7 protein-coding genes, 1 tRNA gene and 2 pseudogenes are annotated in these 13,557 nt (G+C 70.3%); 3 read left to right on the top strand and 7 right to left on the bottom strand.

Translation table 11 applies throughout. The features are described 5' to 3' along the window. Positions 1-15 precede the first annotated feature (15 nt). From ABZU52_RS14715 to ABZU52_RS14705, 3 genes and pseudogenes are all read right to left on the bottom strand, one after another. Complete coding sequence (locus ABZU52_RS14715; RefSeq protein WP_354971554.1) at positions 16-2,640, bottom strand: fibronectin type III domain-containing protein; 2,625 nt, start codon at positions 2,638-2,640, stop codon at positions 16-18. Between the two features lie 213 nt (positions 2,641-2,853). Beyond that, positions 2,854-3,318 (bottom strand): annotated as a pseudogene (locus ABZU52_RS14710) (fibronectin type III domain-containing protein); the annotation flags it as partial. A gap of 2,067 nt (positions 3,319-5,385) precedes the next feature. After that, positions 5,386-5,802 (bottom strand): annotated as a pseudogene (locus ABZU52_RS14705) (tetratricopeptide repeat protein); the annotation flags it as partial. Between the two features lie 233 nt (positions 5,803-6,035). On the opposite strand from ABZU52_RS14705, the gene ABZU52_RS14700 reads away from it, so the two are divergent. The 3 genes from ABZU52_RS14700 (at position 6,036) to ABZU52_RS14690 (ending at position 7,827) form a co-directional block, all read left to right on the top strand. Then, a tRNA-Leu gene (locus ABZU52_RS14700) sits at positions 6,036-6,122 on the top strand. Positions 6,123-6,259: 137 nt separating this feature from the next. Then, positions 6,260-6,739, top strand: coding sequence for a hypothetical protein (locus ABZU52_RS14695; RefSeq protein ID WP_354971553.1), 480 nt, complete (start codon positions 6,260-6,262; stop codon positions 6,737-6,739). After that, positions 6,736-7,827, top strand: a complete 1,092-nt coding sequence (locus ABZU52_RS14690; protein WP_354971552.1) for a site-specific integrase — start codon at positions 6,736-6,738, stop codon at positions 7,825-7,827. The genes ABZU52_RS14695 and ABZU52_RS14690 overlap by 4 nt, the downstream gene beginning before the upstream one ends. Positions 7,828-8,250: 423 nt before the next feature. On the opposite strand, the gene ABZU52_RS14685 is transcribed toward ABZU52_RS14690, so the two are convergent. The 4 genes from ABZU52_RS14685 to ABZU52_RS14670 form a co-directional block, all read right to left on the bottom strand. Then, positions 8,251-9,489: an IS701 family transposase gene (locus ABZU52_RS14685; protein WP_354971589.1), complete on the bottom strand. Its 1,239-nt coding sequence runs from the start codon at positions 9,487-9,489 to the stop codon at positions 8,251-8,253. Positions 9,490-9,625: 136 nt separating this feature from the next. After that, positions 9,626-10,060 (bottom strand): hypothetical protein, encoded by a 435-nt coding sequence (locus tag ABZU52_RS14680; RefSeq protein WP_354971551.1) that lies wholly within the window; start codon positions 10,058-10,060, stop codon positions 9,626-9,628. Positions 10,061-10,419: 359 nt separating this feature from the next. Next, a complete protein-coding gene (locus ABZU52_RS14675; protein WP_354971550.1) occupies positions 10,420-11,838 on the bottom strand; it encodes a hypothetical protein in 1,419 nt (472 codons plus the stop codon). 835 nt (positions 11,839-12,673) lie between these two features. Then, on the bottom strand, positions 12,674-13,183 hold the full coding sequence (locus ABZU52_RS14670; RefSeq protein ID WP_354971549.1) for a hypothetical protein: 510 nt from the start codon (positions 13,181-13,183) through the stop codon (positions 12,674-12,676). Positions 13,184-13,557: the final 374 nt, after the last annotated feature.

The following is a 13,557-nucleotide window of genomic DNA, read 5'->3' as shown; positions in this document are numbered from 1 at the left end:
TCCTCGCCTGGTGGTTCAGCAGGTGGGCAGGGTGTTGATGTTGTCGCCGCCCTCCAGGTTGAGCCAGGCCCACGGGATGTAGTTCTTCCCCTTGTAGTTGATCTGCACCCACCAGGTGCTGCGCTTGTCACTGTTGTAGATGTAGGCGTAGACCTCTTCGCCCGACTTCTTGCAGTACGCCTGCAGCCGGGTGCCCGGGCTCGCCCAACCCACCTGCTGGTCGTTGTCCTGCCGGGTGACCGAGAAGATCTCGTTGCCGTTGCGGCCTTCCCGGTCCTGGTCACAGTACGTCGACTCGGGCCCGGACGCGCCGTTGCGGCAGGTCGCGATCCCGTACATCGGTTCCGTCTTCTGCGCCCGCGTCGCGGTGCCCTTACCGGCGGCGTTGGTGGCCGTCACCGTGAACGTGTAGTTCGTACCCGGCGTCAGACCCGCCATCGTGATGCTGGAGCACGCCCCGGCCTTCGCCGGCTCGCCCGCCGTGCTCAGCGAGCAGGTGGCCTGACCCCCACCCGCGTCCACTGTGAACGTCACCGTCGCCCCGGTGGCCGTCGACGACGAGCCGGTCACCGTGACCCGTGGCTCGGCCACCGTACGGGCGGTGGCGGTGGCCTCCGGGCCCGGCCCCGCCTCGTTGACCGCTTTCACCTTCACCGTGACGCTCTGGCCGTTGCCCAGCCCGGTGACTGTCGTGCGGGTGTCGGTCACCTCGCTGACCCGCCCACCCACGTCCACCAGGTACTTCGTCACCGGCCGCCCGTTGGCCTCAGCCGGCGCCCACTGCACCGTCACCGCACCCGGCTGGTTGGCGACAGTGCCGGCGCGCAGGTCGAGCGGCCGACCGGGCGCCGCGAACGGCACCACCGTGTTGCTGACCGGTGACGCCGCCGACCCGGCGCCCTTGCTGTTGACCGCCACCACGGTGAACGCGTACTGGGTGCCGTACTCCAGCTCACCGGCGGGCACCACCAGCTCCGTCTTGGTCGACTCGCCGGCCGGCGCGTTCGTGCCCGCCGAACTGGCCGTCACCGCGTACCTCGCGATGGTGTTGCCCTGCCCGTTCGCCGCCGGCCACTTCACCAGCACCGTGCCGTCCGGCCGCTCCTGCGCGGTGACGCTCGCCGGCGGGTCGGGCACCGCGGCGGTCGGCGTCACCGGGTTGCTGGTACGCGGCGGGCCGTCGCCCTTGGCGTTGACGGCGTGCACGGCGAACCGGTACGTCTCGCCGTTGGTCAGACCCTTGACCTCCACCGCACGCTGGTTGGCGCCCACCTCCAACCGCTGGTCGGCGCCCTGCACCACGTACTTGATGATCTCGGCGCCGTTGGCGGCGGCCGGCCGCCAGCTCACCCGCGCCTGGGCGTTGCCGGCGGCGGCGGTGACGCTGCGCGGCGCGCTGGGCTTGCCCACCCGGGGCTTCTTCGGCGGAGGCGGCGGCGGGGGGACCGGCGGCGGATCGCCGCCGAGCACGTCGTTGGCGTACTTGTTGACCTCGCGCACCTGGTGCTTGTCGTCCACCACCCGGGCGGTCGCCGAATCGGGGGAGTTGATGAACAGGTGGTTCTCCCGGACCTCCAGCTCCAGCGGCCCGTTGGCCCGCCCGCGGATGGTCTCGACCAGCTGACCGGCCGCGTCGAAGGAGTAGATGGTGCCGGTGGCCTCGTCGGCGCAGTAGAACCGGTTCGCCCAGGCCACCGCCGGGCTGAGCCGATCCCCCTCACCCGGCACGGTGAACGCGCTCTCCTGCCCACCGTCACCCACCAGCAGCACCCGCCGGTCGGCGGTCACCGTGACCGGCACCCGGGAACCGCTGGTGCGCGTGGGCAGCGCCGCCGGGCCGGACAGCGTCAGCGCCGTCGGGTGCACCTCACCGCCCTGCACCCGCACCAGCTTCCCGGCCGTCCGGTCGAGCACCGCCACCCCGTCGTCTAGGGCGGAGACCACCAGCTCGTGGCTGGCGTCGGCGACGTCGTACGACTCGACCTGCTGCGGGCTGAGCCCGGCGCCCGCGGACGCGGCCGACGCCGGCGCGGACGGCAGCTTGGCAGCGGTGATCGCCGAGACGGTGCCCTGGCTGGGCACCGCGATCCAGAGTCGACCCTTACCGTCGAAGGTGCCGCCGGTGATGCCCGGTGGATAGCGCACCGGCTCACCGACCGGGGTCAACGATCGCGGGTCGAGCTGCCGGACGATCCCCTGCACGGCGTCGACGATGAACGCCGCGTCCTCGTGCAGGGCCACACTCACACCCAGCCCGGGGGTGGTCCGGGTGGTCGCGCTGAGCTGGAGGGTGGCCAGGTCCAGGGAACTGACCTGCCCGGTCTGCAGGTCACGCAGGAGCAGCAGCCGGTCGGTCTGGGTGATCTGCATCGGGTGCTGCCGGGCGCCGGGAATCTCGGTCCGAGTGTCCACCCGGGCGGTGACCCCGTTGACCCGGGCCAGCTCGCTGCGTGCCGCGCTCCACAGCCAGGAACTCGCGTCGTAGTTGGCCACCGCGTTGTCCGCCGCACCCAACCCCAGGACGGTAAGCCCCATGGCGGCCAGCAGAGCGGCCACCGTGCCGACGGTCACCAGCCCGCCGCGCAGCCGGGACCGGGAGCGGGGAGCCTCGGTCGGTACGGCGTCGTCGATGCTGGCCACAGCCGGCTGCCTCCCTGAGTCGTGGCAGGTGGCGCGCCTCGCGGCGACCCCTCCCCTGAGCCGGGTGCCATCATATGGCGCTGGTGATGGCGGGGGAACCCGCACCGTCACCCCTGTGGATACCGAGCGTGTGCGTTGTGGACGTCCAGCTCAGCCCGGGTTCCGCTCGACCCGGCGCGGTTTCAGGTCGACTCGGCGCGGTTCCCGCGCGACTCAGCGCGGCGACGGTCGGCCCGACGGCTCCCCGCTCGACGTGGCTCTGCCCTCCCGCGCGGTGCACACCTGTCCCGAAGTCGCAAAGCTGTCAGTGGAGTAGACCGCCAACACGGTGAAACAGTGATCCACACGGGAGTTCAACCCGTTGACCGTGTAGCTGGTCCGGCCCGGGTCCACGGTGGCGATCACGCCCAGGGCCTGCCCGGCCCGGCCTGCGGCGACCATGAACGGCACCGCCCCGCCGGTCGGGTCCGTCCAGGTCAACGTGATCGTGGTCGAATCGTCCCGCAGCTTCAGGTCGCCCGGAGCAGGCCCGGCCGCCGTCGGCGCCGACGCCGCCGATGGCGCGGTCCCGGTCGGCGGCGGGTCGTCGCGGGTCAGCACCACCGCACCCAGGCCCACCACCGCCACCACGGCCACCCCGGCCGCCACGACCGCGCCGATCAACGCCGCCCGGTTGCGGCCCGTCGACCCCCCTTCATCGGCGTACGCCGGCCGGTAGGCGTCCGGCACCGGGTGGTACTGCTGGCCCGGGTACGGCGCCTGGTGCTGGTGCTGGTCCTGGATCGGGTACGGCGCCTGGGCCGGTTGATGGTGGTACTGCTGCACCGGTGTCGGTGCGGCAGTCGGAGCCGGATCGGTGCCCGGTGACCAGGCCGGCTGCGCACCGGGGCTCGGGCGCGCGGCGATCGGGCTTGCCTGAGCGATGTTCGGGTTCGTCTGGGCGGTGCTCGGGTTCGCCTGGCCGGCGGTGAGGCTCGCCTGGGCGGTGGCGGGGTTCGCCTGCGCGGTGGTGAGGCTCGCCTGTGCCGCGGTGGGGTTCGCCTGTGCGGCGGTCTGCGTGGCGGCGGGCCAGCCCGGACTGGCCCCGGCCGGGCCGCGATCCGACGGCACGGCCGGCAACACCACGGTCTGGTCGGTCAGCGCGCTACCGGACAGCCGGGTCGGCGTCACCGGGGCGTCGAGAATGCCCAGCCCGGAGTCACCGTCCGCACCGGTGCCGCTCGCCTCCATCATGGTCTGCCCAGCGGCCGTGCCCTGCCCAGCGGCCGTGCCCTGCCCAGCGGCCGTGTCCTGCCTAGCGGCCGTGTCCTGCCTAGCGGCCGTGTCCTGCCCAGTGGTGTTGGGCTGCGCGGGGGCCGTGGTCTCGGCGGAGGTTGTGGTCGGGGCGGTGGGGTCGGCAGCTGGAGTTGGCAGGGGCTGTGATGGAGCGGTGCTGCTCCAGGGCGGTGCGGTCAACCCCCAGGGCGGCACGGGTGGAGCGCTCACCGGAGGTGCAGAGACGGGTGGTCCGTAGGGCGGCCCGGAGACAGGCAGCCCGTAGTCGGGTGGTGCGGACACCGGGTAGCTGTGCCCGGGTGGTGCGGACACCGGGTAGGCATGGCCGGGTGGTGCGGACACCGGGTAGGCATGGCCGGGCGGTGCGGACACCTGATGGGCCTGCCCGGGCGGTGCGGACACCGGATAGGTCTGCCCGGGCGGTGCGGAGACGGGTGGATCGTAGCCTGGTGGTGCGGACACCGGGTGGGCGTAGCCGGGTGGTGCGGAGACGGGGTATGGCTGGGCTGGTGGTCCGGAGATCGGGTACAGCGGGCTGGGTGGCGCCGAGATCGGGTGCGGGGTCACCGGCGGTGCGCTGATGGGCTGGGCCGGTGGTCCGCTCATCGGGTACGGCGGCCCCGGATGCTCACCGGCCGGGCTGGGCCTAACCGATGAGGTCGCCTGGGCGCCGGACACTTGGTGCGATTCGCTCGGGCCGGTTGGCTGGGCGGCGGCTCGGGCGGCCTCTTCGGCGAGCAGTGGCTCGATCTGCCGTACCCGGATGGTGGGGTTGTCCCAGCGAGGTGCCGGCGCTGCCGGCGGCGCGGGTGGGGCCGGCGGCGGGGGTGGCACGTCGACCACCGGCGGGGTCGGCTGGTCACCCACTCGCTGACGTGGTGCCACAGGTGGCCCGGGCGGCGGTCGGTGTGGTGGCCGCTGCCCGGCCGGCGTTGTCGACGGACCTTCAGAATTCGGCCGGGGCATCGGGCCGACCGGCGGCCGGGACAGATGCTCGTCGGCGTGTTGGACCGGCGGTAGCGCTTTCGTGGGGAACTGCCCACCGGCGCATGAGCCGAGCGACATCGCGGTCGCTGACGGTTGCTCGTCACCGCGCGGGTGTGGCGGCATCGGAGGTCTGGGTGCGGCCGTCGGCGGGCCGGGCTGCGCCGGCGCGATCGTGGAAGCTGCCGGCTGAACGGGCGCGGACCGAGGCGCGGGGACCGGTGCCGCAGTGGCGTTGCCGGGCGACGTGGGTGCGCGTACCGCCGGAGGGGTTGGTGGGGGCGTGGCCGGCGGTTGCGGCGGCGCCCAGGGTGAGACGGCGGCCGGCGGGCCGCCCGCGGAGGGCCGCATCGCGGCGAGGGTCGCCAGCGACAGGGTCGGACCGGTGAGCGCCGAGCGGGCACCCGGCTCGCTCACCAGGGTGACCGGGGCCGGACCGGGCGTCGACGCGGAGTGCTGCTCGCCCGGCGTCGACGCGGGTGGGCCGAGGTAGTCGCGGGCGGCGCGTACCGCCGGGTGGTTCTCCCCGAGCGCGGCGGGCCCGGCGGTGGCGACGCGGGTGTAGTTGCGGCGGGCCTCGTGTCGGTTGCCCAATTCCTCCGCTACCTCCGCGAGCTCGAAGGCGAGCGCGAGCATCAGCGGGTCGGAGTGCTCCCAACGCCGCTCGCCCGCCGCGAACGCCTCCTCCAACACCCGGCGCGCGGCGAGCGGGTCGTCCCCCTCCCGGTGCAGTCGAGCCAGCACATGCGCGGTGTGCAGCACCTCGGGATGATCGCCACCGTACGGCGGGGGAGCGGATTCGACGGCCTCCGCGAGCAGTTGCCGGGCGGCGCTGAGATCGCCCGCGGCGCGCAGGGCGAGGGCTCGGTGCTGGGCGGCTGCGAAGGGGGAGGGATGGGACACGTGGCAATGCTGCCGTCAGAGGGCCGCCGGACGCTACCCGGACCCGCACCGACGGTGTGTCGCCGCGGCCGTTTTCAGGTGACTTGAGCAGCGGCGGAAGCGCCGGGGGAGAGGCGCCGGAAGGCGATGTGCATGATCCACGAGCGGCGTGTACAGTAACTCCCCGTGCGGCCCGCCGTGCCGACCACCGGATGGAAAGATCATCTGGTCGGCGAGGTAGGCTGAACGTGTAGGTCCGGGTGGCGGAATGGCAGACGCGCTAGCTTGAGGTGCTAGTGCCCGTATAGGGCGTGGGGGTTCAAGTCCCCCCTCGGACACCACTTCTCGTGGATATCCACGCGAGATCAACTCCCCTCGCGTGGGGACGAGAACCGGTACGTTGCATCTGTGCACCCAGCCGCCGGGAGTGGCTTCTCCCTGCGCTGACACCGCTGTGTCCGCCCTGGCGGGGTCCTAGGTGAGTCCCGGCCGCCCGCGTCCCCGCCAGCCCGACGAGCAGCTCGTCGAGGCCCTCGTGCCAACCCCGCTGCCCGTCGCGGTACCGGAGCCGGCACCGCTGCCGACGTTGCCCACGCCCGCCGCCCCCAGTGGCGATGGCCGCCTGCTGTTCGACGTGGCGCGCCCCGACGCCGCCGGCCGCGTCACTGCTCGTGCGCTGCTGCGGGCGTTGGGCTGGACACCGGGCCTCACCCTGCACGTCGACGTCGTGACCGGCGCAATCCTGATCACCCCGGCCGCCGAAGGCGCGCACACCGTGGGCACCCGCGAAGAGCTGCCCCTACCGGCCGCCGCCCGACACCTGTGCGGCATCGCTCCCGGCGAACCCGTGCTTCTGGCTGCCCTGCCCCACCAGAACCGCATTGTCGCGCACCCCTCAAACACCATCGCGGCGGTCCTGGCCGACCTGCACGCCCGCATCCTCGGAGAGCCCTCATGACCACGGATCCCGATCGTGTCGCCACGGCACGGGCGCTGCTCAAGCACCTGGGCGTTACTGCCGCCGACCTCACCGACAGTAACCGGCCCGCCGTGCCGACAGTCGCCGAGTACCTTCCTGTTGTGGTCGCGGCGGCGAGCCCGGCCACCCGACGCACCTACGGCAGCTCTTGGCGACGAATGGCCGCCGCCTACGGCGATCGGCGCATCGACGCAGTGCGGGCCAGCGACATCGAAGCCCTCATGCGCCAGGCCGCCGCAGGCGCCCGCCCTCGCCGCAACTCCCGAAACGGCCGGCACGCCGGTGAACATCTCATCGCCGCCGCCCGCGCCTTCTACAACCGCGCCATCGCCGACGGCTACCTGACCATCATGGACAGCCCCGCCCACAAGGTCCGCAAACCTCGGCGGCTGCCCAACACCCGCCGCGCCCTCACCCCCGGCGAACTGGCCGACATCAACGCCGCCGCCCGCAGCGGCGGCCACGACATCGTGCTCGACGCACTACTGCTGCGCCTGCACACCGAAACGGCCTGCCGACGCTGCGGCGCTCTCGCGCTACGCCTGATCGACCTGGACACCGACCACGCGCTGATCCGCCTGCGCGAAAAGGGCGGCACGCAACGCTGGCAGCCCATCACACCGATGCTCGCCAGCCGACTGAACGACCACGCCCGAGCCCGCGGCGCCGTCCTCCCGACCGATGCGCTGCTGCGCTACCGCAACGGCCAACCTGCCACTTATCGGCGCTACGACCTGATGTGGAAACGCATCGGCCGGCAGTTGCCGTGGGTCGCCGTCCAGGGCATCTCCATCCATTGGCTGCGCCACACCACCCTCACCTGGGTCGAGCGGCACTTCGGCTACGCCGTCGCCCGCGCCTACGCCGGGCACACCGACAGCAGCGGACCCGCTACCACCACCTACATCAAAGCCGACCTGCACGCCGTCGCTACCGCGCTGGCTGCCCTCACCGGTCAGCCACACCCGCTGGCTGTACCTGAGAGCGAGCAGCGGTTCCCCGCCCAGGATGCGGAGGATGGGAGCGGCCGCATACCGCGTCGGAATCCACCGCTAGACGGGTCTTAAAGCGCCGTCGCGATCGCCGGTGCTGGCGGGCAACGGTGCCATGGGCGGCAGCAGGTGGCCGATCCCCGCAGCGACGACCCACTGGGCCGCTGGCTGTTCCAGTAGCCATGGAGCGCGCAGTAGGGATTGCCGTAACCCGCTGCGGTCTTGCACCTGCACAGGTTCCTGCCGCAGCCCGCGACGCCACTGGCCGTCAGGCCCCCAGTGCCGATCCGACGGGTCGTCGAGAACCGCGACGAAGGCGCGGACAAGGCCGGGCCAGCTCGGCGTGCCCCACCAATGGCGGCACGCCAGCCCACCGTGGGTTGCGGCCCGCCAGGCCGCATACCGCCCACCCCGTTTCTCCGCCGTGGTCGCCCAAGCGCCCAAAGTGCCCGCTACGTGCTTGTCGTAGTCTGCTAGTACTCCAGCAGGAGATCCGTTTCAGGGTTCTGTGAGGGCTTGCCGTGCATAGTGGCTGATCTTGGCTTGTCCTTGGTGCCGACGTCGGTAGATGGACCAGGCGATGACGTCGGCGATGCGTCGCGCGGGTTCGATGACCAGGGCGTGGAACAGGCGGCGTAGTTCGTTGACGGTGATGGCGATCAGGCCATCCGGGCTGGTGGTGCTGGTCGCTCTTGCTGCGGCGAGGAACGCGTGGGCAGCGATGACCAGGGTGGTCCAGCGGTGCCAGGCTTTCCATCGGCGGTGTTGGTGCTGGTCCAGACCGAGACCGGTTTTGGTGGCTTGGAAGGATTCCTCGATGCTCCACCGCTTGCCGGCGACGGCGACCAAATGCTGCAGCGGGACAAGGTCGGGTGACCAGCAGCGGTAGAACGCCCACTCCCCGGTGGTGCGGTTGCGGCGGATCAGCAGCCAGTGATTGCCTTGATGTTGGTCGGCGGCTCGGGGCAGGGCGATGAACGCCCAGTCGTAGTAGCGGTGTCCCTTTGCCCCGGCGCCGGCGGAGATCCGCTGCCACGCCCGTTTCGGCAGGCCGGCGGCGATCTGGTCGGCCCGTTGAATACCGAGGCCGGTCGGCACGCGGTGCGAGCAGGCGACCGCGAGGACGTAGCCAAGCTGATGCCCGCGAAGGGCTGCGGCCAACTGCGGGTCACCGCCGTATGCCTCGTCGCCGGCGACCCACCGGCAGGGCAACCCGCCGGCCACGGCTGTTTCGATGAGGCCGCGCGCCAGCTGCGGTTTCGTCGCGAAGGCGACGGTGTCGGGCACCCCCGCTTCGGCGCGTCGCTCAGGGTCCTCGGTCCAGGATTTCGGTAGGTAGAGAGCCACGTCGACCAAGGTGTGCCCGAGTGGTGAGGCATAGGACAGGTGCACCGCGAGCTGGCAATTCTCGATCTTCCCGGCGGTGCCGGAATACTGCCGTTGCACCCCGACGGTGTGGGTGCCCTTCTTCAGGTCCCCGGTCTCGTCGACCAGCAGCACTCCGTCCGGGTGCCCGAGGTTCGCCGCGACGAAGTCCCGCACGTCGGCACGGACGGCAACGTCGTCCCAGCTTGACCGGCTGATCAGGTCCTGCATGCCGCCCGGCCCGACGTCACCGGCGTGTTCCGCGATCGTCCAACAGTTCTTCGCCGGCAACGGCGCAAGCAGCCCGGCCACGAAGTCCCGGACCCGTCGCCGAGGTTCAGGCCGGTAGAACCGCGACGCGACCACGTCCATCAACTCGCTGAACAGCTCAGACCATCGCTGAACGTCTACTCTGTAAGCGGCAGCCACCGCCGCATCTCTTGAGGTCCACACAACCCGTGAGACTCGACGGTGGCTGCTCGCTGTTCACGGACAAAACCACACGCCATCACAGGCCCGAACGGATCTCCTGCTGGAGTACTAGGTCGCCACCGGCGATCTCGACGAGCCGGAAACCACCCGGCAGCAGACGCTGCGGATTGACTAACCAGCGCCATATCCGCACGGCCAGCCAGTCCCAATCGTCCACGCTGACGTCGTCGAGCTGTCCGGCGTCGGCGTCTGCCGGCAGTCCCACCTCATAACGCCAGCGCCGGACAATCTGCCGGATCCGCCAACTCGTATGCGCGTTGATACGGAGCATGTCACCGTCGCTGAGGGGGCCATCCCCGGCATGCCAGTCCTCAACAGGGCTATTGCGCCACGCGTTGTTGACCACACCGACCGCCGCGAGATCCAGAACCGCTGCCGCACGGTCGGGCTCGATCCCCACCTGATGGGCGAGCATGCCGCGCAGGAGCTCATCCTCGCGCTGCGGTGTCATCGCATCATCGTTACTACGGCCAGCGGCGTTCCCCATGAACGCCGAGAATGCCAGGTCGTAGGCGGCCGGGCCAGTGTGTGCTCGATCGGGGCAGCCGCGTAGCTTCCGCGGAAGCAACGCGCCCTGGATTTTTCGGCGCGACGGTTCCGCTCGAGCCGGCCGGTGCGGCAGCAGACGATTCGTCAAACCGCCTGCGACTGCGGATGTATAGCCGCACCGGTTTGGTCGCCATGCGCGCCGAGCAGCTCGATTCAGGGTTGTATCAGGCCGCACACCATGACGAACGCGCCACCCTGATCCGGCCGATCAGCGTGAATTAGCCTCCTTGGAGTGCATCGCCGACCGCCGGGATGGCTGCGCTACCCCGCTACGCGGAACTGACGCAACCAGGCAATGTTGGTGTCCCCGGTGGTGGCGACGAGGCCTGCGCACAACCAGGTCATGGCGGGGAACAGGTGGATGCCTAACAGATCGGATAGGTCGTTGAAGGTCGGCTCCTGTACACCGGAGCGGTCGGCGAGCATGGCTTGGCCTTCCGGGTGCCCGGCGAGGCCGGAGATGATGGCGGCGGGCCCAACGCATGCGGCGCCATATTCGTTGCCGAGCCAATTGACGGCTGCGGTGATCTGATCAGCGGTGACGCCGTTGTCACGCATGTTGACGAGGTAGCCCATGGCGCGTCCTATCAGCAGGGCGATCAGCCGGCCGCCCTCGTCGGCGTCCTGCAGTTGGGTGAGCGAGGTGATGATGTCGAGGGGGATGTCCGGCTGGTCGTATTCGAGGAGAGCTGCAACTATCTGTTCGCAGATGTCGTCTGCTTCCAGATTGAAGTCGGCCTCATCGGTCTCACCGTCGCCTGTAAAGGCCTCGTTGGCGGCGAAAGCGGCGAGCAGGACGGCGGGATCGTTGTGTACACCGTCGCTGGCGGCCTGCTCGACCGCCGCGGCGAGATCGGCACCCGCCCAGGCGCGCGCGAACTCTTGAGCTCTGCTCATGGCGCTGTCATTGGTGGTCAGCCGTTCGAAAAAGGTGCCGGCCATGCCTTGCAGCACCGCGCGAACCGGGGAGGCATCGCTGTAGCCGCTGGTGGCGGCGTTGGGCAGACGTTCGATAAGCGACGTCGCGTAGTTGGGGTCGGTAGTCGCCATATGCAACGAGGTCACGGCGGCGCCGACTCGCAGCTTGCGCAGTTGCTCGGTGGTGTCGACGACCGTGACGGGATGGGTGCTCAGGTAGCGGGCGACGGCGTTGTCCCACTCGCGGCGGTCACGGTCACTGCGGAAGCTGCCGTCGAGCGCGGGCAGTAGACCGTCGGTGTGCTGGGTGGCGTAGATCAAGGCCGGAGAGATGTTGAGAGCTTCCAGCTTGGCCACGGTGGCGCGTTCGAGATCCACGGGGTTCACCGCGACCGGGTCGTCGCTGTCGCTGTCGCTGTCGCTGTCGCTGTCGCTGTCGCTGTCGCTGTCGCTGTCGGGGTCGAAGAGCAGAGGTTCGTCGGGTGCGGGTGGTCGGCCGAAGCGCTCTTCGAAGCGTTGCCGCTGCACCTGTAGCAACGCGGCGGCACCTTCACTGAGCCGCAGGACCGTGTGGTCGCGGGTGTTGACTTCGGCGAATCCCAGTCGGAACGCAATCGGGGGGAGCGCCAGTCCGGGGCTGCTGTGCCAGGCCCGATCGCCTGCCCGTACCGCGTTGGTGAACGCCGGTAGACCGTAGAGCCGAGCCAGGATCTGCGACGAGGTCAGGCCCTGCTCGGTGGCGTGGCGGATGGTGTCGACCACCGGGATCAACGGTGAATCGTCGGCAAGCCCTCTGCGCCCAGGCCTCAGCACGCTCTGGCATCTCCTGCAATACCTCATCGTCGCGGGTGACCAGCGTCATGTACAACGCCGGGAGCAGCACGCCTGCCTCGTCGGCGGCGTTCAGCCCGGACCTGCGCAGCAGCCACACCCCTTCGCGTAGGGCGTCGGCGGCTGTGCAGTCGTCCGCGACAGCAAAATCCGACTCTGTGGACCGCCAGAATTGGCCGACCAGCTCATCGGCGGCGGGCGTGGCACCTGGCAGCACCGCCCTGGTAGAAGGTCCTGCGGCGATGCGGGAATCGGCCAGCGCCGTTTCCGGCAGCAGCGTGCGCGGGAGCTTTCGCTGGTCGAGGCGGGCGTCCTCAACTCGACCGGCGATGACCAGCATAAGCTCGCCGTCGCCGATCGGCCGGTCGAACTCGTCACTGGTGTGCACGCTGAGCCGAACGAAGTCCACGATGCCTTTGCCGTGCACGGTGCCCTGCAGCAGTTCCAGCCAGCGGTCACGGGCATTGGCGAACTCGTACATGCTCGCGAACATCTTCGGAAACGCGGTGCCGAGAAAGAGGGCGTCCAAGGGGTCGAGTAGGTCATACCAGTCAGGGCCGCTGTCCTCGAACTGCGCCAGCCCGAGCGTGCCGTATCCCAGCGCGTACGCGCCGGCCAGGCTCATCCGACCGGGCTCGTTGAACCGGGCCAGACGGGCCACCGCAGCCTCGCCGTCGGCGCGGGCTTGTGCGAACACGGCATCTGCTGTGCCGGAGGTCATGACGGTCTCCCAAAGCGGTGAAGTAATGCTGCGGCGCGCGCGGGTTTACGCGCTGAGGCTTCGGCGGCGTACCCGCACGGTGAAGCGGTCGCCGCTGCCGCTCCACCCGGAGGAGGTGGCCACGTCCCAGCCCCGCTGGGCGCGCATCTGATCGGCGAACGCGCGCAGGTCCCGGATGGCGCAGCCGCACTCGAAATGCACGACCACGTAGATGTAGGTGCCATGGCCGTTCGAGTCCAGGTCGGCGGGCTGCCAGCGGATCTGATGCTCATGCTCGGCGAGGCCAGTGCGCTCTTGGTCGTGAACTATCCCGACTGCACGGGCGTACGCGTCGAGGTCGTCGATCGCGAACAGGTCGCTGGAGTAGGTGCCAGGCCAGACCGCGAACAACCGCGACGTGCCTTCCACCGCACGCTCGTAGGCCTGCACGTCTATGCCTTGCGACACGCTGCCGTCGCTGCTGACCTCGATGAAGCATGTCGTGGGTAGGCCGTACGGGAAGTCCTTGCCCGCCGCTGCTGCATTACGCGGCTTAAGTGCGATCAACCCACGCACCAGAACGGGTCTGGGCCTGGTCACGATGGCGCCGACGACGCCAACACCAAGCCCGAACCTGCCACTACCGACCACACGGCTACCCCTGACCAACTGCCGCCGCGGCACGACGAGGGCGCGGATAGGGGGGCGAGCCAAGGTGCCCGCTGGGGTGGGGCCCGCAGCAGGAAGATCGCACCGCCGACCCTCGTTGGACGGGGGGCGAACCAGGCACCGCTCTCACGAGGATCGGGCGCCGAACGACGTCTGTCAATAGATGTTGGATTATGTGCTGCTTAGTACTCCAACGTCACATGGCTTGTCTGCGTTGGTAGTGGGCTCGGCGGGCTCGGGCTTGGGATGTTCGTCGCCAGATCGACCAGTGCAGGGTGTGC

This window comes from Micromonospora sp. NPDC005220, from assembly GCF_040607895.1.
Taxonomy (GTDB): Bacteria; Actinomycetota; Actinomycetes; order Mycobacteriales; family Micromonosporaceae; genus Micromonospora.
Note: the sequence above shows the minus strand (reverse complement) of the source record. Positions and strands in the feature narration are given on the sequence as shown.